General features: G+C 61.5%; 20 protein-coding genes and 1 pseudogene. 5 read left to right on the top strand and 16 right to left on the bottom strand.

Annotated features, from left to right (window positions below; translation table 11 throughout):
• Positions 1-5 precede the first annotated feature (5 nt).
• The 10 genes from PRJ_RS16405 to PRJ_RS16450 all read right to left on the bottom strand — a co-directional run bounded on the left by PRJ_RS16405 (position 6) and on the right by PRJ_RS16450 (position 7,978).
• Entirely contained in the window at positions 6-1,193 is a 1,188-nt protein-coding gene (locus PRJ_RS16405; RefSeq protein ID WP_010953581.1) for a porin, read from the bottom strand.
• A gap of 343 nt (positions 1,194-1,536) precedes the next feature.
• Positions 1,537-2,136 carry a hypothetical protein gene (locus PRJ_RS16410; RefSeq protein WP_104961971.1) on the bottom strand — a complete coding sequence of 200 codons (600 nt, stop codon included), beginning with the start codon at positions 2,134-2,136 and terminating at the stop codon, positions 1,537-1,539.
• Positions 2,136-2,834, bottom strand: a complete 699-nt coding sequence (locus tag PRJ_RS16415; RefSeq protein WP_104961972.1) for a hypothetical protein — start codon at positions 2,832-2,834, stop codon at positions 2,136-2,138. Before PRJ_RS16415 ends, PRJ_RS16410 begins: the two co-directional genes overlap by 1 nt.
• Positions 2,835-2,928: 94 nt before the next feature.
• Positions 2,929-3,714, bottom strand: coding sequence for a phosphate ABC transporter ATP-binding protein PstB (gene pstB / locus PRJ_RS16420; protein WP_003254117.1), 786 nt, complete (start codon positions 3,712-3,714; stop codon positions 2,929-2,931).
• 50 nt (positions 3,715-3,764) lie between these two features.
• The gene (pstA, locus tag PRJ_RS16425; RefSeq protein ID WP_003254119.1) at positions 3,765-4,658 is read right to left on the bottom strand and encodes a phosphate ABC transporter permease PstA; all 894 of its coding nucleotides are present in this window, start codon (positions 4,656-4,658) and stop codon (positions 3,765-3,767) included.
• Positions 4,655-5,623, bottom strand: coding sequence for a phosphate ABC transporter permease subunit PstC (gene pstC, locus PRJ_RS16430; RefSeq protein WP_004574212.1), 969 nt, complete (start codon positions 5,621-5,623; stop codon positions 4,655-4,657). The genes pstA and pstC overlap by 4 nt, the downstream gene beginning before the upstream one ends.
• A 70-nt stretch (positions 5,624-5,693) precedes the next feature.
• Positions 5,694-6,725: a phosphate ABC transporter substrate-binding protein PstS gene (gene pstS / locus PRJ_RS16435; RefSeq protein WP_014591398.1), complete on the bottom strand. Its 1,032-nt coding sequence runs from the start codon at positions 6,723-6,725 to the stop codon at positions 5,694-5,696.
• Between the two features lie 211 nt (positions 6,726-6,936).
• Positions 6,937-7,170 carry a hypothetical protein gene (locus PRJ_RS16440; protein ID WP_054889537.1) on the bottom strand — a complete coding sequence of 78 codons (234 nt, stop codon included), beginning with the start codon at positions 7,168-7,170 and terminating at the stop codon, positions 6,937-6,939.
• Positions 7,171-7,241: 71 nt separating this feature from the next.
• A complete protein-coding gene (locus tag PRJ_RS16445; protein WP_104961973.1) occupies positions 7,242-7,667 on the bottom strand; it encodes an MAPEG family protein in 426 nt (141 codons plus the stop codon).
• Complete coding sequence (locus tag PRJ_RS16450; protein WP_104961974.1) at positions 7,664-7,978, bottom strand: DUF2834 domain-containing protein; 315 nt, start codon at positions 7,976-7,978, stop codon at positions 7,664-7,666. The genes PRJ_RS16445 and PRJ_RS16450 overlap by 4 nt, the downstream gene beginning before the upstream one ends.
• Positions 7,979-8,084: 106 nt before the next feature.
• Between PRJ_RS16450 and PRJ_RS16455 the strand changes: the two genes are divergently transcribed.
• The gene (locus PRJ_RS16455; protein ID WP_010953573.1) at positions 8,085-8,903 is read left to right on the top strand and encodes a helix-turn-helix domain-containing protein; all 819 of its coding nucleotides are present in this window, start codon (positions 8,085-8,087) and stop codon (positions 8,901-8,903) included.
• Here PRJ_RS16455 and PRJ_RS16460 read toward each other — a convergent pair.
• The 3 genes from PRJ_RS16460 to PRJ_RS16470 form a co-directional block, all read right to left on the bottom strand.
• The gene (locus tag PRJ_RS16460) at positions 8,893-9,678 is read right to left on the bottom strand and encodes a 2-keto-4-pentenoate hydratase (protein ID WP_104961975.1); all 786 of its coding nucleotides are present in this window, start codon (positions 9,676-9,678) and stop codon (positions 8,893-8,895) included. The genes PRJ_RS16455 and PRJ_RS16460 overlap by 11 nt on opposite strands.
• Before the next feature lie 138 nt (positions 9,679-9,816).
• Positions 9,817-11,160 (bottom strand): MFS transporter, encoded by a 1,344-nt coding sequence (locus PRJ_RS16465; protein ID WP_070095498.1) that lies wholly within the window; start codon positions 11,158-11,160, stop codon positions 9,817-9,819.
• Positions 11,161-11,204: 44 nt separating this feature from the next.
• Complete coding sequence (locus PRJ_RS16470) at positions 11,205-12,347, bottom strand: iron-containing alcohol dehydrogenase (RefSeq protein ID WP_104961976.1); 1,143 nt, start codon at positions 12,345-12,347, stop codon at positions 11,205-11,207.
• A 142-nt stretch (positions 12,348-12,489) separates the two neighbouring features.
• Between PRJ_RS16470 and PRJ_RS16475 the strand changes: the two genes are divergently transcribed.
• Both PRJ_RS16475 and PRJ_RS16480 read left to right on the top strand, forming a co-directional pair.
• A complete protein-coding gene (locus PRJ_RS16475) occupies positions 12,490-13,431 on the top strand; it encodes a LysR family transcriptional regulator (protein ID WP_104961977.1) in 942 nt (313 codons plus the stop codon).
• Positions 13,432-13,719: 288 nt separating this feature from the next.
• A complete protein-coding gene (locus tag PRJ_RS16480) occupies positions 13,720-14,595 on the top strand; it encodes a universal stress protein (RefSeq protein ID WP_064491595.1) in 876 nt (291 codons plus the stop codon).
• 59 nt (positions 14,596-14,654) lie between these two features.
• On the opposite strand, the gene PRJ_RS16485 is transcribed toward PRJ_RS16480, so the two are convergent.
• On the bottom strand, positions 14,655-15,509 hold the full coding sequence (locus PRJ_RS16485) for an AraC family transcriptional regulator (protein ID WP_104962890.1): 855 nt from the start codon (positions 15,507-15,509) through the stop codon (positions 14,655-14,657).
• Between the two features lie 151 nt (positions 15,510-15,660).
• Here PRJ_RS16485 and PRJ_RS16490 point away from each other — a divergent pair, with 151 nt between their 5' ends.
• Together PRJ_RS16490 and PRJ_RS16495 are read left to right on the top strand one after the other, a co-directional pair.
• Positions 15,661-16,215: a GNAT family N-acetyltransferase gene (locus PRJ_RS16490; RefSeq protein ID WP_104961978.1), complete on the top strand. Its 555-nt coding sequence runs from the start codon at positions 15,661-15,663 to the stop codon at positions 16,213-16,215.
• 291 nt (positions 16,216-16,506) lie between these two features.
• A complete protein-coding gene (locus PRJ_RS16495) occupies positions 16,507-17,733 on the top strand; it encodes an MFS transporter (protein WP_104961979.1) in 1,227 nt (408 codons plus the stop codon).
• Between the two features lie 106 nt (positions 17,734-17,839).
• Here PRJ_RS16495 and PRJ_RS16500 read toward each other — a convergent pair whose 3' ends face one another.
• Complete coding sequence (locus PRJ_RS16500) at positions 17,840-18,217, bottom strand: DUF2493 domain-containing protein (RefSeq protein WP_104961980.1); 378 nt, start codon at positions 18,215-18,217, stop codon at positions 17,840-17,842.
• 21 nt (positions 18,218-18,238) lie between these two features.
• A pseudogene (gene mgtA, locus PRJ_RS16505) lies at positions 18,239-20,953 on the bottom strand (magnesium-translocating P-type ATPase).
• Between the last annotated feature and the right edge of the window lie 224 nt (positions 20,954-21,177).

Raw genomic sequence — 21,177 nt, forward strand, 5'->3', positions numbered from 1 at the left:
GCCGCTTACCAGGTCAACACCGCGCCCACCGCAAAGGTATCGGTGTCTTCGTTCTGCGCACTGGTGTCATGCCCGTCGATGGAAAACTGGTTGTACTCGGCCACCAGTTTCAGGTTGTCGTTGATGTCATGGAACAGCGCCACACCCCGTGTCTCGTAGTCCGCGCCGCTGCCAACCGCACCGTTGCCATCGTCCTTGGTCTTGCCATAGGACAGCGCCACGCGGTTCTTGCCGAACTTGTACGAGCCCTGCAGCAGGTAGCCATCACTGTCGACGTTGCGCAAAACCGGTTCGCCGGCATTGTTGGTGAAGAACGGGTTGATGCCCTTGGCCTGGAACCCCGAGCCGGTCAGCGACCAGCCGCCCATCTTTGCCTGCACCCCGTAACCCACCCCCTTGGAAGTGATCGTTTCTACTGTGGAGTCAGTATTGTCCGAGGTCTGGTAACTGCCGTTGACCCAGCTGTAGATCTGCGCCCCACCCAAGTCGAACTGGTAGGTGATCTCGCTCTCGGTGCGTGGGTTTTCCTGGTAGGCCTTTCCGGTCGGGCTGCTGTCGTTGGTGTCGACCGGGTCCATGATGCCCACCGCCACCCGCAAGCCCTCCATCACTGGCGTACGGTAGGTGATCTGCGAGGTAGGGAACGGGTATGGGTAACCGCTGCCAATGTTGCCGAACGACACCCCGCCGCCGTCCACCAGCCCCAGGGTGTCGCTGACCTGGCCATAGCCGGCCAGCAGTTCGTCGAGCAGGATGTTGGAACGGGCGAACAGCCCGAAGTCCTTGCCGATCAGCACCTCGCCCCACTCGGGGTTGGCCACCGTGCCATAGAACTGGCGCACGTCGATGGCGGTGTCAGTGCCGTTGGTTTCACTGTCGTTGATGGTTACCCAGAACGAGGCACGGGCGCCGAGCTTCAGGTCATCCACCTGCTTGCCCATGTTGAAGCCGAGGTAGTTGGGCAAGAAGCCCATCTTCACCCGCGACTGGCGGCGGTCAAACTGCTCGCCCTCACGGTCGACCTCGCTGTTGACGTAGAAGGCGTTGATATAGCCATCGGTGGAAAACGTCGTCTGGTCCTTGTCGTACAGCATGATCTCGGCTTCGGCGACGCTGCTCAGGCCAAGCGCAGAAAAGCTGGCGATGGCGGCTGCGAGAAAACGAGGCGGCAGGTGCTTATTGTTGTTGTGCATGGCGCGCTCCAAACGGGGACGGGATGTCGGAGGCGATTATCAGAAGGCGGCAAATTGCCAGGAACGCTGCTTTGGCGTGGGGTGGCGAGTGCTTTGGGGCGGGAGGGTGCGGCCCGGTGATTTGGTCCCGGTACCTGCTTGGGTCCTGGTTCGAGACTTATGGCTCAGGTAGGAGTGGTAGGCGGGTATCAATACGATTGAATGAACCGGGGCCGCCTTGCGGCCCTTCGCGGGCTCGCCCGCTCCCAATTTCAGGATATCCACGACCCCTGTGGGAGCGGGCGAGCCCGCGAAGGGCTGCAAAGCAGCCCCCATTACATTGTCTGAGCGGAATCTCCTGGCTTCAGGAAGCCAGTGCCTGCGGACGCTGGCAAGCGGGCATCTCATAGCGGTGCGGTTGCTGCCAGGCCAGCCGTGCCTGCACATCCACCACCGCATCCTTCACCTTCTGCGCCCAGTGCTCATCCTTCGGGCACACCACCACCACGCGGAAACCGTGGTCGACACCTTCCAGGCGCACACCTTCGGAATCATCCACGTGCAGGTCGATATCAAAAGCCGAAGGCAGCTTGGAGGGTGAGTTTTCCAGCCCGCGCTGGGCCAGGATGTGCTGGTGCCGACCGCTGTTGACCACACCATCGACATGAATGCCGTAAAGCATCAGCCACCGGCGGATGTAAGCCGGGGTACGCCCCGAGGAGGTGTAGATCCAGATGCTGCAGCCCTGGCGGCGCAGGTCGCGGATCAGTTCGCGGGTGCCGCTGCGCAGGGGCTCACCCAGCCAGCGATGGACGAAACCCGGCAGCTTGCTGTCCTCGACGGCGGCGTGTTCGGGCAGGCAGGCCAGCGTGTCGTCGATATCGAACGAAATGCGTACCTGGCCACGCTTGAGCTTGCGTTCGATGGCTTGCCGCCCTCGTGCGAACAGGGATGAACCTTGCATCAGCGGCTCCCCTCGCAGGCAGGCACGGGCGCGCCGTTCAGGAAGAACTTGCCGGGCTCAGGTGCTTTCGCTTCCAGGAAAGCGGCGTACTTTTTCTTGATCTTGGGGAGTTCGTACAAAGCCTTGACACCGTGTTTGGCGGAGTTGCGTATGACCGAGGACGGGTTGAAGTAACCCTCGGCGTTGTCCAGCGACAGCACGAATGGCGGCAGCCCGGCACGCATCAGCAAATAGCTGACAATAAGCGAACCCGTGCGGTTGTTGCCTTCGATGAACAGCTGCGGCTTGCTGAGGATCCGTACATACACACCCGCTGCCCGCTTCCAGATGGAATCGCTGCGGTACGCGCAGTACCAGTTGTACAAATCCTTGATGCCACCTTCCACGTTGTTGAAAAAGTGCGCTTCGGTTGCCGCAAGGTGCGGGGCGAATTCCAGGCGACGGGCCGGATCGCTGCCGCATAGCACGGTGGCATTGATTTCCAGCATCAGGTTCAGCTGTTGCAGGTCGAACAGGTCGATACCGCGAGCGACATAGTCGTCAATCAGCGCATAGCCTTCAACCACATTCAGCAGCACCTCGTCGGTAAACGGGTCCCGCGGTTCGGTGAAATGCTGGCTGAGTTCGGCAAAACGGCCCTGCACCTCGCGCAGTGCGCGCTCTACCGCTGACAGATCAAGACGACGCATCGCTCGCATTGGTAATCCCGGGTAACACTTTAACGGAAGGTAACGCGGCCGGGTGTTGCAACCTTCCTGGCTGCAACACCCGCCCACCTTGAGCTTGCAGGGTTTAGCTGAACTTGCCGCTGATGTAGTCGCTGGTCAGCTGCTCGCGCGGGTTCTGGAAAATCTGCGCGGTCGGGCCCATCTCGACCAGGTAGCCGGTGCGGGTGCCCTGGGAAATATCCACCGAGAAGAAAGCGGTGGTGTCGGCCACACGAATCGCCTGCTGCATGTTATGGGTCACCAGGGCGATGGTGTAGTCCTTTTTCAGCTCGACCATCAGCTCCTCCACGCGGCGGGTGGCAATCGGGTCGAGTGCCGAGCAGGGCTCGTCCAGCAACAGCACTTCCGGCTCGGTGGCGATGGCACGGGCGATGCACAGGCGCTGCTGCTGGCCACCGGACAGCGACAGCCCGCTGACCTTGAGCTTGTCCTTCACTTCGTCCCACAGCGCGGCGCCTTGCAAGGCGTGCTTCACGCGATCGCCCAAGTCGCCTTTGTAGCGGTTCAGGCGCAGGCCGAAGGCCACATTGTCGAAGATGCTCATCGAGAACGGGTTGGGCTGCTGGAACACCATGCCGATATAGCGGCGCACTACAACAGGGTCGACGCCCTTGCCGTAGACATCCTGCCCAAGAAAGTGCACATGGCCTTCGAAACGGAAGCCCTTCACCAGGTCATTCATACGGTTCAAGCTACGCAGCACGGTACTCTTGCCGCAGCCCGAAGGGCCGATGAAACCGGTGATCTCGTTTTTCCTGATCGGCACATGGCTGTCACGCACGGCCATGAAGTTACCGTAGAAAATCTTGTCGAGCTTGCAGTCCATGACGATGGGGGCTTCGCTGACCATGGGAGCGGCTCTTTGCGCAGTGGATACGTTCAAGTTGGATGCTCCCTTTCTCAATACTTGGGCTTGCCGAAGACTCGGCTCAAAATGTTGATGACCAGCACGATCATTACCAGTACCAGCGAGGCCGCCCAGGCGAGCTCCAGCTGGTTGTCGAACGGCATGCCGGAGAAGTTGTAGATCAGTACCGCAAGCGAGGCTGTGGGGTTCATCACCGCCAGGTCGCCGTCGTGGTAGATCCAGTAGTTGCTGAACAATGCGGTGAACAGCAGTGGCGCGGTTTCGCCAGCCGCGCGGGCCACGGCCAGCATCACCCCGGTAAGGATGGCCGGCAGGCCGGTGGGCAGGACGATCTTCCAGATCACCTGGGCACGGGTGCAGCCCATGCCGTAGGCAGCATCCTTCATGATCTTGGGCACCATCTTCATCGACTCTTCGGCAGTCAGCACCACGATCGGCAGCATCAGCACCGCCAGCGCCACGCCGCCTGCCGGTGCCGAGTAGGTACCGGTGGTCATCACCACCAGGGCGTAGGCAAACACCCCGGCCAGGATCGATGGCAGGCCAGTGAGCATCTTGGCGGCAAAGCGCGCGGCATTGGCCAGCTTGCTGTCCGGGCCGAGCTCGGCGAGGAACACGGCGGCCAAAATACCGACCGGAACGGCGATGGCGGCGGCAATGCCGACCATGACGAAGGTACCGGCCATGGCGTTGCCGAAGCCGCCGCCCATTTCGAAACCGGTAGGTGGCAGTTCGGTGAACACTTCCAGGTTGAGCCGTGCGCCACCGCGGGTGATCAGCATGTACAGCACGGAAATCAGCGGCACGCTGGCCACCAGTGCCGCGAACCATGCCAGGGTGGTCAATACCAGGCTGCGCAGGGCGCGGCCTTCCAGCTTGCGCTGCAGACTGGGCAACGCGGCTACAGGGGTCGTCAGGTCAGTCATTGTTTGTTACCACGCTGAGCGTAGAGCATGATCATCGAGCCGAGGACGTTCACCAGCAGGGTGATGAACATCAGTACCAGTGCCGCGTACATCAGCACTTCGACCTCGTTCGGGCCGGCTTCCGGGAAGTTCAGCGCCAGCAGCGCCGCCAGGGTGTTGGCCGGTGCGAACAAGGACAGGGAAATGGTGTTGGCGTTGCCGACCAGCATGGCCAGCGCCATGGTTTCACCGAGTGCACGGCCCAGGCCCAGCACCAGCGAACCGAAGATGCCGGTAGCCGCCGAGGGCACCATCACCTTGAGGATGGCTTCCCAGTGGGTAGTACCCATGCCGTAGGCAGCCTGCTTGGTTTTCATCGGTACGCTGGTCAGCGCATCCTGGGAAACCGCCGCGATGGTCGGCAGGATCATGATCGCCAGCACCAGCGCCGCAGGCAGCAGGCCTGGGCCACTGAGGGAGGTGCCGAAAAACGGGATCCAGCCCAGCTCGCTGTTCAGCCAGGCGGTCAACGGGCGAATCGCCGGGATGACCACATAGATGCCCCACAGGCCGTACACCACGCTGGGGATGGCGGCGAGCAACTCGACGATGGTGCGAAACACCGCGGCAAGCTTGGCCGGAAGGAAATCCTGGGTCAGGAAAATGGCCATGCTGACGCCGAAGAAACCGGCGATCAACAGGGCGATCAAGGCGCTGTAAAGCGTACCCCAGATCGCTGGCAGAATACCGTACTTGCCTTGGTTAACGTCCCAGACGCTGCCGAACAACACGTCAAAACCGTGCTTTTCAATCCCAGGCAGTGCCTTGCGGCCGACTTCGTAGACCAGCGCGAAGACCAGCGCCAGCACCAGCACCACGCCAATGCGCGCAAGCGCACGAAAGGTGCGATCGACCAGAAAGTCTTTCGCAGACGGTGGCTGGCACGCGGAGTCGGGGTTATCCGGTATGGCAAAAGGAGTGTTCATTGGCGAGTTCCGGGACAAGGGACAAACACCCCCGGCATGGCTTCATGCCGATACCGGGAGCGCCTGGGTATTACTGGATGTTGGCGGACGCTTTACGCACCTGGTCGACTACCGACGGCGGCAGCGGGATGTAACCCATCGAGTCGGCGATGGTCTGGCCTTTGGTCAGGCTGTACTCGACCATTTCACGCATGGCCTTGGCTTTTTCCGGGTTGCCGTTGTCCTTGCGGAAAATCATCCAGGTATAGGAAGTGATCGGGTAGGACTTGGCACCGTCCGGGTCAGGCAGCCAGGCCACCAGGTTTTCCGGCATTTTCACCGCAGCCAGTGCTTCGGCACCGCTCTCGGCATTCGGCACGACGTATTGGCCAGCCTTGTTCTGCAACATGGCGAAGTCGACCTTGGCCAGCTTGGCGAAGCCGTACTCGATGTAGCCGATGGCGCCCGGGGTCTGGCGGACGGTGGCGGTTACGCCGTCGTTCTTCGGCGACTTGATGAACTTGTCGGTGGCCGGCCAGTTGACGGTGTTGCCTTCGCCCAGCCCTTGCTTGAAGTCAGCGTTGATGGCCGACAGGTGCTTGGTGAAGACGGCAGTGGTGCCGCTGGAGTCGGCACGCACGACCACGGTGATCGGGGTGGCAGGCAGCTTCAGGTCAGGGTTGGCCGCCGCGATTTGCGGGTCGTTCCACTGGGTGATCTTGCCGAGGAAGATATTGGAGTAGACGTCGCGCGGCAGCTTCAGCCCTTTAGGGTTACCCGGCAGGTTGTAAGCCAGGACGATTTCACCGGCGGTCATTGGCAGCAACTGCACGCCTTCGCCAACCTTGGCAATGTCTGCTTCGCTCATGGCCGAGTCGCTGGCGGCGAAGTCGACGGTCTTGTTCAGGAAGTCCTGAACGCCCGCGCCGCTGCCCTTGGACTGGTAATCGACGGTGACGCCAGCCGTGTTCTTGCTGAAGTCCTTGAACCAGGTCAGGTAGATCGGTGCAGGGAAGCTGGCGCCCGAACCGGTCAACCGAACGTTTTCTGCAGCAAAGGCTGCCGAGGTGGCGCAAAGGGAAACGGCAACGGCGAGTGCAGCAGACTTCATCAGGCGTTTCATCAAAATGTGCTCCATGTGATGGCCGGCACACTTTGCATCAGCTGTGTTACAACTTTGTGACTATTGAATGGCAGGCCGCGCGGTAGAGCTTATTGACTGTGCCATCACGCGCCCAGCCGGAACCCTGAAACGGCTCCGGCCTCGACGCAAACGCTTGAAGGTGTCGATAGACCATGCAACGCAGCATCAGGAACCTGGCCACTGCAGGCGATCAACCGATACCGGCGAGACCTGTATCACCGCCATCCCCACAGCGGTTGCGGCATGCACATTCGAACTCAGCCTGGGCACGGGTGGAAAAGTTCAGGCTCAGACGCATCTTGTCCTGGGTGTCGTAGAGGTCGTAACCCTCCCCCAGTGCGGCAGGAAAGCCAAGCCGCCGAGGATAAGCCTCTTTCTTGAGTGGCACTGCGGGAACCACAACGAAGCGTGTCTGCATGATCATCCCCTTCGGCAGTGCTTAAGTATTAGTACTGCTATGTGAAAGCATCAAGATGACTCATGCAATATTTTGGTTCAGCCGCCTATTCTCGCGGTGATGAGTAAGCAGAATCCCATCAGGCAAATGACCCCGATGCCATAGAACAACGTTCTCCAGGGCTGCAAACCCCGCAGGTAGGCCAGCGTGTGCAGGACCCTGGCAACCGTGAACACCACACTCAGCCACAGCACCGGTAGCGTGGCGGCTTCCAGCGCAACAGCCAGCCCGCCGAGGGCAAAGAACATGGGAATGTTCTCCAGGTCGTTGGCCCAAACCTTGGCAGCACGTATCACCTGCGGGCGTTCTGCGGCCAGGGCGATGCGCCTGAACACGGCAGCGTCCTCCGGGTTGGTGAACGCGACGAAGCGCAAGCGGTGATAGCCCTGATAGCAGGAAACCAGGAACATCTTGAGGAACAGCACCACCACACACAGCGCATAAACCTGCAAGGCACTGCTCATGGCTGGCGCCCCTCGGCAACGCCTCTGATCACCAGGTACAGCAACGGCCCCAGCGAAACGAACACGACGGTCAGCAGCAGGTAAGGCAGCACCGCGATGCCGGCTCTGCCGCGCATGCGGTTGTCTCTCACCATCCAGCAACCGGCCAGCCCGGCCATCAGGTACAGGTCGATGACCACCTGGGCCGTGTCCGCCTGCGCCAGCAGTGCCAGCCCGAATGCCAGCAGCGATTGCTCGGCAATCAGCATCGTCCAGCCGGTATACAGCGAAAACAGCACCAGTATTGCCAGCGCGCAGATACGCAAGCCCATATAGCTCTCCTTGATAGGGTTTGCCGGCACAGTAGTGATAGGGTTGCTTGCACTCAATGACCCGTGAGGTCATGGACATTGCACTCAAGGACGATCAGGGCAACGCATGAATCAGCATCTGTTCCATCGCAGCACCCCTGCCCCGCATATCTCAGCGGGCCAGCATCTTCGCGAACTGCGCCGTCAGGCCAACCTCAGCCAGCTGGAACTGGCGCTGCTGACGGGGCTGTCGCAGCGTCATCTGAGCTGCGTGGAAACAGGACGCGCCAAAGCCAGCCCAGGCACGTTGCATGCCCTCCTCTCGGCCCTGGATGCGCCGCTGGAGCGGTGCAACGAAGTGTTCGTTGCTGCAGGATACGCACCCCGCTACGCCGCCACGCCGCTCGATGCGCCTGAACTGGCCTTGGTGAATACTGCCATCGAGCATATTCTGCAGGTGAACAACCCCGCTCCGGCGATCGTCATCGACAGCCACTGGGACGTCATCGCCGCCAACGCCAGTACCGGGCTGCTGCTGGCGATGGCCGGTGTCAGCGCACAGCCGGCAACCGGCCTCAACCTGCTGCAGACACTGCTGTGCCCCGGTGGTCTGGGTGATCACCTGGCCAACGCGCCGGAAATCCGCGCTGCTGCCTGGCAACGTGCCTCCAGGGAGGCCGCAGGCAATCCGGCACTGGCAGCGCGCTTGCGCGACTTGCCGGCCCCGGCAAGCCCGTGCCAGATGACGACAGCCACCCCTCTGCTGCTGACCCGCGTGAACACCCCGTATGGTGAGCTGCGGTTCCTGTCCACGTTCACCACCTTTGGCATGCCGCAGGATGTCACCGTGCAGTCACTGCGCATCGAACACCTGATCCCCGCCGACCCTCAGACCCGGCAAAGAATGCAGGCAGCGTTCGAGCAATGGTCGGCCGTTACAGCGTAAACGTCAGGGTCTGGCCAAGGAACCTGGCGCTGACCTGGTGGCCGGTTTCATGCAGGTCGAACGGCTGGCACATGGCCCCGGTGGTCACGACATCCCCGGCCTTCAGGGTCTGGCCACGCTCGGCAGCGTGCGCGTACAGGTGAGCCAGCGACACCAGCGGGTCGGTGGCCGCATCGCCAGACAAGCCACCGACGCGCCATTGACCATCCACATGCACCTCGGTGGTTTCGGCCAGGTCGGCGAGCAACGGCACATTGATACCGGCGCCCAGGCTATTGCCGACCACCAATGCTTCAAACCCCACGTTGTCAGCCACAAAACTTGGCCAGCCGACAGCCTTTCGGTCGACAAAGCGCGAACGCACCACTTCAAAGGTGACGCACGTGGCGCGAATATCCTCACTCACCGGTACGCGCCCGGCTTGCGGAGGAATATCCCGCTCCAGCACGAAGGCAATTTCGCATTCGATGGTCACCGGCGTAACCGCTGGCAGCTGGATATGTGCGCCATCGGCATGGCAACGCCCCGCTTCCAGTTGGCCAATCAAGGGCCGCGACAACTTGCCGGCACGCATGCCTGCCGGGCTGCCGACGCCCAGCTTCCACCCGGCGCGCTGGCCTGCGGCAGCAGCAAACAACTGGTCCTGGCTGTCATAGCCTTGTTTCAACGTCTCGGGCTTGAGGCTGGCGGGCAGTTCCGTCAGCAGGTCACCGCTGCGCCAGTGTTGCAGTAGCAAGGCTGCAGTGCGTTGGTGTACGAAGAGCGAACGGTTCATCAAGACCTCATTGAAATAGGCGATGGCGGACAACAGATGCTAGGGCCTGACATTGATAAGGATAAATATATTGTCATGATGCAAATCATCACAAATTGTTATTTAACTGCCTGATGCTTTCCACCCGCAGTTGCATGCTCAACGATCAGTGGAAACCGGCTGCTTCAACAACAACACATAAGCCATCGCAGCAACCGCAGCCACGGCGGCACTGATCAGGAATGCCGAAGCGAAGGACCCGGTCTGCTGAATGCTGAACCCAGTCACGATGGGCGCCACAGAGCCTGCCAGGTAGCCGCCGAAGTTCTGGATCGAGCCAAACGAGGCCACGCGCTGGCTATCGACCACGGTGTTGGCGATCATCCATGCGGTAGAGCTGGCCATGTTCACGCTGAACAGTGCGCAACACAGCAGCGCCACACTGAGCAGAAAGCCGCTACCGAACGACAGGGGAACGGTGAATGCGGCCGCCGCGAGCAACGCAGTCACGACAACCCGCTTGCGGCTACCCAGCACACTGGCACCGTTCTTCACCAGGCGGTCGCAGATGCGGCCCGCGACAATGGTGCCCAACGCGCCGAACACATAGGCCAGTGAAACCACCCAGGCGGTCTGGTACAGGCTCAAGCCATGCTCGCGCTCGAAGTAGCCCGGCAGCCAGGTCAGGTGCAGCCACAGCATGTAGATCACCCCCATGAAGCCCAACACTGCGCCCCAGGTGCTCTTGTGGCGGAACAGCTCGGCCCACGCCGCCAGTTGTGCCTGCACACTGGGCCTGGCGCTTGGCACCGCCTGTTTATGCGCCTGGGCCGCCAGCAGTTGCTCACGCGCCTCGGCAGGCAGTTCGGCCAGGTACCGCGCCTTGCTTTTGTAGAAGGCGAACCAGCAGGCGGCAACCAGAATGCCGAACACTCCGGTGACGATGAACATGCCGCGCCAGCCCCAGGTGACCATCAGCAGCGTCAGCAACGGCGGCGCCAGACACGGCCCGATGCAGGTCGATGACAGCACGATGCCGGTCGGCGTCCCCCGCTTCTCGGCCTCGAACCACTCCGCCAGCGCCTTGGCCGCCGACGGGAACATCGGCGCCTCGCCAATTCCCAGCACCACCCTGAGCCCGATGAATGCAGAAAAACTGTTGATCAGGCCAGAAGCCGTCTGTGCCACCGACCAGCCCAGCAGGGCCGCCCCCAGCGAAATCTTGCTGCCCAGGCGGTCGATGATCATGCCCAAGGGCAGTTGCGAAAAGGCATACGCCAGGGAAAACGCCGACAGCAGAATGCCCATCTGTGACGGCGTGATGCCCATGTCGCGCTGGATGGACGTATTGGCAATCGACAGCGCACTGCGGTCGACGTAGTTGATGATGCCGATCACCAGCAACAGGCTGACGGTGATGACCTGGTACTTTCTGAACGGGTTCGAGCTGGCGACCGCTTCAGGTTCGCGGGCAAGCCCGGGTTGCGCATATTTGGTATTCATGGGCGTTCACTTTTGTTGTTATTGGTTGAACAGCAGGTAACGGCTTACATCGACGCTTCAAGCAGCCACTGGTAGTCCTCGGCAGATGCCTCACGTGGGTTGGTGCGGTGGCTGTGATCGGCCAACGCGCCCTGGACGATGCGTGGGAACAGGTCCGGGTTGACATCCAGTTCGCCAAGGCCGGTCGGCAAGCCCAGCGTACGGGTCATGTGGCGAATGGCATCTTCGATCTGGCTGTCATCGGCCAGCCCCATCGCCTGAGCGATGCGTTGCATCTTGTGTTCATTCACCACCGTTTCGGCCGTGCGGTTGAAGCGGATGACGGCAGGCAGGAAGATCGCATTGAGGGTGCCGTGGTGCAGGCGCGGGTTGATCCCGCCTAGCGCGTGGCTGAGGCTGTGCACGCAGCCCAGGCCTTTCTGGAAGGCCAGCGCACCTTGCAGCGATGCGCTCATCATGTTGATGCGCCCGTCCAGGTTGCCCGGCTCGCGGGTGGCTCGTTCGATGAAGCGCCAGGCCCGCCACAGGCCGTCCAGGGCAATGCCGTCGGCAGGCGGGTTGAACGCAGGTGCCATGAAGGTTTCCAGGCAGTGGGCAATCGCATCCATGCCGGTGGCAGCCGTGAGTTGTGCTGGCAGCCCGAGCGTCAGTGCCGGGTCACAGATGGCCACCTTGGGCACCACATGGGGCGAGATCACCCCCACCTTGCGCCCGTCCTCGAGTATCAGGATGGCTCCGCGCCCGACCTCGCTTCCCGTGCCGGCCGTGGTCGGCACCGCAATCACCGGCGCGGTTGCCGGGGTGATCCGGGCCAGGCCGCCCTCGATCACCGCAAAGCCCTTCAACGGGCCGTCGTGCCGGGCACACACGGCCACCCCCTTGGCCAGGTCGATCGCCGAGCCACCGCCAATGGCGATGATGCCATCACAGCCATACGCCTTGAACATGGCCACGGCCTCACGCACGGCATGCTCGTTGGGGTTGGGTGGCGTACCGTCGTAGATCGGCAGTTGTGCGGTGTCGCTGGCGAAGGTGTTCAACGCCGTATCGACGATACCGGCGGCACGCACGCCACGGTCGGTCACGATCAAAGGCCTGGTTATACCAATGCGCTCACATTCGGCAGGCAGGCATGCAATGGCACCGATATCGAATTGGATCTGGGTGATGTAGTTGATCAGGGACATAAGGCTTGGCAGGCTCCTGGCTTTATTGTTCTGGGCGTTTCAGCCGCACTGGATGCGACACTGTGCAGCGCCAGTATAGGAATGCGCGGCTGGCCATGGTATTGAGAACAATCCATATCGGTATAACCAGGACGAATACCAGATGACCCCATCGCTCAATTCGATCATGTCCCGCCTCCACGCCCGCCACCTGCGCTTGTTGATCGAGTTGGACGAGCACCGCTCGCTGCTCGGTGCAGCAAGCAGCGTCGGGCTTACCCAGCCTGGTGCCAGCAAGGCCTTGCAGGAAATCGAAACCACCTTCGGCACTGTGCTGTTCAACCGCACCAACCGAGGCCTGGAGCCCACGGCCGCCGGGCACTGCGCCATCCGCTACGCACGCCTGTTGCAGACCGATATCGCCAACCTGCGGCACGATCTGGATGCAATCCTGCGTGGGGTCGGCGGCCGGCTGGCTGTGGGGGCGATCATGGGGGCGGTACCGTTGCTGATGAAGGCGGTGTCAGAGCTGGCCAGCATCCAGCCACAGATGTCGTTCGAAATCATCGAAGACACCAGCCAGTCGCTGCTGACGCAGATCGAGAGCGGCCGCCTGGACATCGCCCTGTGCCGCACCAGTGTCAGCAATACGCCGCAGCTGTTCGCCAGCACCTTTGTCCAGGATGAGACACTGGCGGTCATCGCCAACATCGACCACCCGCTGAAGCATGCGCCAAGCCTGAGCCTTGCCGACCTGGCCGAGAGCCGCTGGATCGTCTACCGGGCCAACATGCCCATGCGCGTGCAACTGGAGCGCGAATTTCACGATGCCGGGCTGCGCTTCCCGCTGCACCTGGTTGAAACCACTTCGATCCTGGCGACCTTGTCGCTGTTGCAAAACCGTCCTGACTTCGTTGCGCTGGTGTCGATCGACGTGGCCCGGCAATGTGCGATGAATCAGCAGGTCAGCATACTGCCCTTGAGCATGGGCTCGGTCAGCGACCCCTACGAGCTGGTGACCCGAAAAGGCAGCCAGGCAACACCGGCCATGGACACGCTCACCGAACTGCTGCTGTTGCAGGGCCGACAGCGCTGCGACAGTTGATGCGGTTTCATGGCAGGCCACTGGGAAATCCGGGCTGAAAGGCTGAGGGTCAAGACGGTAATGAGGCAGCCCGCCAGCCCTAGGTAATCAGCCTTGCAGCTACACCGGCAGTGCTGTTGGCAGGCATGACCTGCCGCTACACCTGCACGCCATTGACCCAAATCAAGCCCTCGCGCCGGGTTCGCGCGACGATGGCTGCACGCAAGGAATGACTCAAGTACCGACAGGTGCACAGTGCGCAAGGTTTACCGCTTGATCGCTGTGCGCGCCTTGACCAAGGAGCCCCACATGAACCCGCTGAAACACATACTGGTTGCCACCGACCTTTCCCCACATGCCCGCAACGCCGCTGAGCGGGCGGCCTACCTGAGCGATGCGCAACAGGCCTCGCTGGACCTGGTCTACGTTGCCAACCCGGCACCCTTCGAGCGCCTCAAACAGTTGGTGACGCCTGATGACGATCTGTTGAAACGCGTACTGGATAGCGCAGGCGAGAAAACCCACGCACTGGCAGCGCTGCTGTTCCAGCGTTACGGTATCTCCGCTGGCGTGCAGGTCGCCAGCGGCTCGGTGATCACGGAGATCAACCGGGTGGTGCAGGACAAGCACAGCGACCTGCTGGTGTGTGGGGCCAGGGGCCAGAACGTAGCGCGGCGCCTGCTGCTGGGTTCAACTGTGCAGAAACTGCTCAACCGCATGCCCTGCCCTTTGCTGGTGGTCAAGCCGGCACCTCGTGATGCCTACCGCACCGTGCTGGTGCCAGTCGATTTTTCGTCCGTTTCACTGCGCACGATCGAATTGGCCAAGGCCATTGCCCCGCAAGCAGAGATCATTCTGCTGCATGCGTACGAAGCCCCGTTCGAAGCCAGCGTGCGCTTCGCCCATCTCGACCACGACACCCTCACCCACTACCGCAATGTCATCCGCAAGGATGCACAAGTACAGCTCGCGGCGCTGAGTGAGGCTGCCGGCCTGGCCGATGCACGGCAGATCCTGGTGCACGGTGACCCTGGCTGGCGCATTGCCGAGCAGGAACAGGAGCTGGAGTGCGACCTGATCGTGGTCGGCAAGCAAGGGGCAAGCGCGCTGGAGGAACTGCTGGTGGGCAGCGTCACCAAGCATGTACTGAACGAATCGCAGTGTGATGTGCTGGTCTCGCCATAGCGTACCGTGCCTGCCGAGCACGCTGATAAGCGCCCTCGGCAGGCGCCGCTGTGCAAGCGTCAGCCCTGCCCTTGCACGTTCTGCGCTTGCCTGCGGTAGCTGGAAAGCGAAAAACCGGTCTGACGCTTGAAATAGCGGCACAGGTAAGACGCGTCGGCAAAATTGAGCGCATCGGCAATTTGCCCGACAGCGTGATTACTGTAAGAAAGCAGTGCCTTGATTTCCAGGGTCACCTGCCGATCGATCAAACCTTTCGGGCTGGAATTGAAATACACCTTTGTCAGTTGCGACAGATAGAACGGGGTGATGTTAAGCGCGTCGGCATAGAACTTAACCTCGCGCTGCCGGGTGCTGTGTTTGCCTACCAGCTCCCAGAATCGCCAACTCAGCGCTTCCTTGCGGCTGAACGCCCTGCCTGCTGTCGGTAACACAGGAAGCTGCTCGGCAATCTTCAGGAAAAGGTTCTGTAGCTGGTTGCGCAGCATGATGTGCTGATAAGTGGCACAGCACCGCACAATATCGCGCATCTGCATCAGCCACCCTTCCAGCAGCGGCCTCTCGCTTTCGGCAAGTACACAGTGCGGATGGTCGTGCAGAAAGACGAACAATGAATTGGGCAGTGGGTAGGCGACCTCGGCAGCAAGTGCTTGTGGTATCAGGCAGAAAAACACCTTGAAGCATCGTGAGCGACATTTGAGCAAGGCTATGGTGTCTTCGGCCAGCACCAGCACATCTGCGCGCCTGACAGCATGTTCTTTGAAGTTCAGCGTGAAACGGGCAGCCCCGGACAGGCACACAAGCAGTGTCAGATAGGCATGACCGAACGACAGTGGCGCCCCCTGCCCATCGGCAAGCGTGCTTTCACCTGTCTGGATCGGATCACCAGCCGCGTAAAGTTTCGGAATGTGATGCATCGCACTCGGTACCACCGCCAGATAGAGCCAACAGCCTAGCATCAAGCACCCGTCCAGTTTCGAAAAGTACCGATAATGCCAAGGTAGTGACGTTTACCGCGTGGCCAGTCGGCCATACGCTGGCCCAACGGACCAGACACGAGTACAGGACATGAAATTGGAAACCGAACGTTTGCTGCTTCGCCCTTGGCTGGAGAGCGACGCTGCTGATTTGTACGAATATGCCAAGGACGAGCGCGTCGGCCCCGTTGCGGGCTGGCCTGTGCACACCAGTGTGGAGCAAAGCCGCGAGGTCATTCGCGAAGTGTTCAACCACCCCGAAGTGTACGCCCTTGAGCTCAAGCAGAATCAACGTGCCGTAGGCTGTGTCGGCCTGCTGACTGGCAGTAACAGCAACTTCGAGATCAGTGAACAAGAAGGTGAAATTTCCTACTGGATCGGGGTTCCCTACTGGGGCAAAGGCCTGGTTCCGGAGGCTGTGCGGGAAGTCATGCGCCACGCCTTCGAAACCCTGAAACTGCAGGCACTGTGGTGTGGCTACTACACTGACAACAGCCAGTCACAGGCTGCCCAGGCGAAGTGTGGCTTCCGTCATCATCACACCGAAGAAAACAAGCACAACCGCTTCCTCGACGACTATCGTACTGAGCACATCAGCCGCATCACCTACCAGCAGTGGGTGGAGGGTGAGCAACAGCATACCTAGCCGACGGCGAAGCCCGTACGGTGCGTTCGATCACTCGCTGGCCCCCCGGTATACGACGCAGGAAAGAGAAGCTGACGCTGCAGGCTGCAAATCGCCATGGCCTGCACCGGTGCGGCACCGGTAGGGCGTAATCGCTGCCAGGGCGCTCTACACAAGGCGTTTCATCGATTGCACTGATGATTACTATCGAGCGGCCTGCCTGTCGGTCGGGCACGGCCGCCTCTACAATCCCCTGCAAATCCCCCCGCTCCTGCGCCTGCTACAGGCGAGATCCCTCATGGAACCTAACCCATGCCAAGCAACAGCCAGGCCCCTCGCGGCCTTCCCGAACACAGCCAACAAAGCGTGACCCAGCAATGGCTGGCAATCCTCTCGGTAGCCGTGGGCGCTTTCGCCCTGGTCACCAGTGAATTCCTCCCGGTGGGGGTGCTCAACGATGTGGCCAGCGACCTGGGCATCAGTGCAGGCCTTGCCGGCCTGATGGTGACCCTGCCCGGCATCATGGCTGCGTTAGCCGCCCCGTTGATTTCCGTAGGCGTCGGCGCACTGGACCGGCGCTACCTGCTGATCGGCCTGACGCTGATCATGATCATCGCCAACGCCATCGTGGCCTATGCCGGTGACTTCAACCTGCTGTTGGTCGGCCGTGTGCTACTGGGTATCAGTATTGGCGGCTTCTGGGCGACAGCCATCGCCCTCAGCGGCCGCCTGGCACCTGACGGAATGGGCGTAGCCAAAGCCAACTCCATCATCATGGCTGGCGTAACCCTGGCGACGGTAGTGGGCGTGCCTGTCGGCACCTGGCTGAGTGGCCTGATGGGCTGGCGCATGACGTTCCTGGTCACTGCACTGGTAGGCGTACCGGTGCTGCTGGCACAGGTGTTCCTGCTGCCGCGGCTGATGCCGGAAAAGGCCATCCGCATCCGCGACCTGCCGGCGTTGTTCATCAACCCGCAAGCACGGGTCGGTCTGATCGCCGTGTTGCTGATCGGCCTGGCGCACTTTGCTGCGTACACCTATGTCGCACCGTTCTTCAAACAGAATGCCGGCTTTGACGGGCCTACGATCGGTTCATTGTTGCTGCTGTATGGCGTGGCCGGCTTCATGGGCAACATCTTCGCCGGCTTTGCTGCCAACCGCAGCGTGCGGCATACCCTGATGCTGGTCGCGCTCATGATCGCAGTCAGCACCGCCCTGTTCCCGCACTTCGCCACCGGCATGACGGGTGCCGCGATGCTGATCGCGCTGTGGGGCTTTGCCTTCGGTGCGTTCCCGGCTTGCGCCAATATCTGGATGTTTGTCGTGGCGCCCAAGGATGTCGAGCGTGGCATGCCGCTGTTCGTGGCCATGTTCCAGGTGATCATTGCCGTGGGCTCGTTCTTCGGCGGGCAAGTCGTGGACCATATGGGCACTGCGGTACTGCTGAGCCTGGCCACGGCGCTGGTGGGCTGTGGCTTTGTCACCGTGCTGGTGCTGGGGCGCAACGTCAGCAACGATCTGGCAGTGCAGCCAGGCTGAGCAGCCGCCCAGGACGGCTGCACAAAGCTTGAGGCCGTGAAACCGAGGCGCCTGCTTTGCGGGCACGCCCGCTCCCACAGGTACCGTACGGCTCCAGGCGCTTGCATTAGCTGCAATCGTCCCGCTCGGGCTGGCGTGGTTGCCTGGCGTACACCACCTGAAGTTCGGCGCCACGGGCCCTGGCCAGCAGCTCCTCGGTGTCATCGCCACCGGGCAAGGCAAGCAACAGGTCAGGGCGGCTGTCATTGAGCATGAACAGGTTGCGCAGGCGTTCGGCCTGCTTGCCGTGCAGCTGCCAGTTTGGCGGGTAACGCACCAGATCGGCGCCATGCTCGCGCGCCCAGCTTTCGATTTCCCCACCAAGAAACTGGCTGCCACCGTGAATCAACACCCGGATCGGCCGCTGGCGCTGGACGTCGTCCAAGGCCTGGCGGCAGCGCCGGGTGTCGGCGTAGTTGCACCCTGCACATATCAGTACTCGCATGGTCTGCTCTCCTTGCATCGCTCAGAACCACTGGCCGAAACGGCGGATATAGAGGGTCTTCATGGCCTGGGCGACCACGCAGTAGCCCAGCAGGGTGGCGGCCAGCCAAGGGAAGTACTCCCACGGCAGCGGCACCAGGCCGACCATCGCGCCCACCGGGGAGAACGGGATGTAGATACCCAATGCCATGACCAGCCCCGTTGCCAATACCACCGGCAATGCAGCGGTGCTCTGGAAGAACGGTACCTTGCGAGTGCGCAGCATGTGCACTACCAGCGTCTGTGACAGCAAGCCCTCGATGAACCAGCCAGACTGGAACAGCGCCTGCATTTCGACGCTGTTGGCGGCGAACACGTACCACATCAGGGCGAACGTGGTGATGTCGAAGATCGACGACGTAGGACCTATCCACAACATGAAGCGGCCGATGTTGCGGGCATCCCATTTGCGTGGCTTGCTGAGGAACGCCTTGTCCATGCGGTCCCAGGGCAGCGACAGCTGGGAAAAGTCATACATCAGGTTTTGCAGCAACAAGTGGATCGCCAGCATCGGCAGGAATGGAATGAACGCACTGGCCACCAGGACCGAGAACACGTTGCCGAAATTGGAACTGGCGGTCATGCACAGGTACTTCATGATGTTGCCGAAGGTTTCGCGACCTTTGAGCACGCCCTCCTCGAGCACCATCAGGCTCTTTTCCAGCAAAATGATATCGGCCGATTCCTTGGCGATGTCGGTGCCGCTGTCCACCGAGATACCGACGTCAGCATCGCGCAGGGCGGCGGCATCGTTGATGCCGTCGCCAAGGAAGCCCACGGTGTGACCATTGGCTTGCAGGGCCTTGAGCACGCGCGATTTCTGCAACGGGGTGAGCTTGGCGAAGACGGTGCGCTCCTCCACCTGAAGCTTCAGGGTGGTGTCGTCCATGCCCTCGATGTCCTGGCCGAGCAACGGCTGGCCTGGCGCCAGGCCTACTTCACGGCAGACCTTGGACGTGACCACCGGGTTGTCGCCGGTCAGTACCTTTACCTGCACGCCCATGTCGCGCAAGGCGGCGATGGCCGGGCCGGCCGTTTCCTTGGGCGGGTCGAGGAAGGTCAGCAAGCCCTGGATGACCAGATCGCGCTCATCTTCGGTGTGATACTGCGCCTTGCCTTCGGCCGCCGGGATCTGCCGGGTGGCAACCACCAGCACGCGGAAGCCGTCCTGGTTGAAGGCATCGACCCTGGCCATCAGCTGCTGGCGACGGCACGGATCAAGGGCAACGACCTTGTCGCCTTCCTGCACATGGGTGGCGATGGCGAGCATCTCCTCGACCGCCCCTTTGCTTACCAGCAGGTGATCGCCCAAGGCATTCTTCACCACCACTGACAGGCGGCGGCGGATGAAGTCGAACGGCAGTTCGTCGACCTTTGCGTAGGCGTAAGGCGCCTGGAACTGGTGGTCCTGGCCGGCGAAATGCAGCACGGCCTGGTCCATCAGGTTGCGGATGCCGCTTTGGTGATGGCTGTTGAGCCAGGCCAGCTCAAGGATGTGCTTGTCGGTTTGGCCGTCGAAGCGCACATGGTGCTCGAGGATGATCCGATCCTGGGTGAGCGTACCGGTCTTGTCGGTGCACAGCACGTCCATGGAGCCCAGGTTCTGGATAGCGTTCAGGCGTTTGACCACCACCTTGCGCCGGGCCATGGCAACGGCGCCCTTGGCCAGGTTGGCGCTGACGATCATCGGCAGCATTTCCGGGGTCAGGCCCACTGCCACGGCAAGCGCGAAGAGGAAGGCATCCCCCCAGTCGCCTTTCACCACACCGTTGATCATGAACACCACCGGCACCATCACCAGCATGAAGCGGATCAGCAGGCTGCTGACGCTGTTCACGCCGCGGTCAAAAGCGGTCTGGCTGCGCGAACCGGCAATGGCCTTGGCCAGCGAGCCAAAATAGGTGCGTCGGCCGGTGGCGACCACCACGGCGCGGGCGCGGCCACTGACCACATTGGTCCCCATGAAGCAGATGTTCGGCAACTCGAGCAGGTTGTCCTGATGTGCGCCATGCTCGGCGGCGGACTTCTGCGCGACATTACCCAAGGTGTCGTACTTTTCGACCGGCAACGCTTCGCCGGTGAGCACGGCCTGGCTGATGAACAGGTCTCGCGCTTCGAGCAGGCGGATATCGGCGGGAATCATGTCACCTGCAGAAAGCTGCACGATGTCGCCGGCCACCAGTTCGTCCATGGGCACTTCGCGCAGGCGCGGGGCTTGCCCGGTCTGCTCGCGGCGCAACACGGTGGCCGTAGTGCGCACCATTGCCTTGAGCGCGTCGGCAGCCTTGTTCGAGCGGTACTACTGCCAGAAGCGCAGCAGGCTGCTGAGGCTGACCATGGTCATGATGATGATGACCTTGGTCAGGTCGGCGTCGTCTGCTTCGCCTGCACTGACCGGCAGCCAGTAGTCGGTGACGAAGCTGATCCCGGCCAGGGTCAGCAGTACATAGATGAACGGGTTGTGCAGGGCCTTGAACAGCTGCACCAGGGCGTGGGGTTGCGGGTCGTGGGCAACCTGGTTGGCCCCATCGCGCACCAGGCGCTTGGCGGCTTCGTGCTCGGTCAAGCCCTGTTCGCTGGCATCGAGGTTGGCGAGGGTGACCGCCAGGCCATTGCGTGCTTCACGGGCGGCGCGGGTGGACAGGCGGGTTTCGCGTTCGGCCTTGGCCGATGAGGTGTTACGGTGTTTGACAGTCATGTTGCTGTGCTCCTGCCGCTGCGGCGGCACGACACACAGACGTTTCACTCAGGCGGTGAACGAAGGCATGTCGGGTCGCTGAATAATGCTGGTTCTTTCCGACAGTTGTCTGTCCGCTGCCGAGAGTCGGAAGTTGTGTCGGCAGCGAACTTTCTACTCGCGCAATCCATGGTTTGATTCCTTTTCATAAACACAGGGCAATAGTTATCCCGCGAACTTTTAAC

The sequence above is a fragment of the Pseudomonas sp. XWY-1 genome, from assembly GCF_002953115.1.
Taxonomy (GTDB): domain Bacteria; phylum Pseudomonadota; class Gammaproteobacteria; order Pseudomonadales; family Pseudomonadaceae; genus Aquipseudomonas; species Aquipseudomonas alloputida.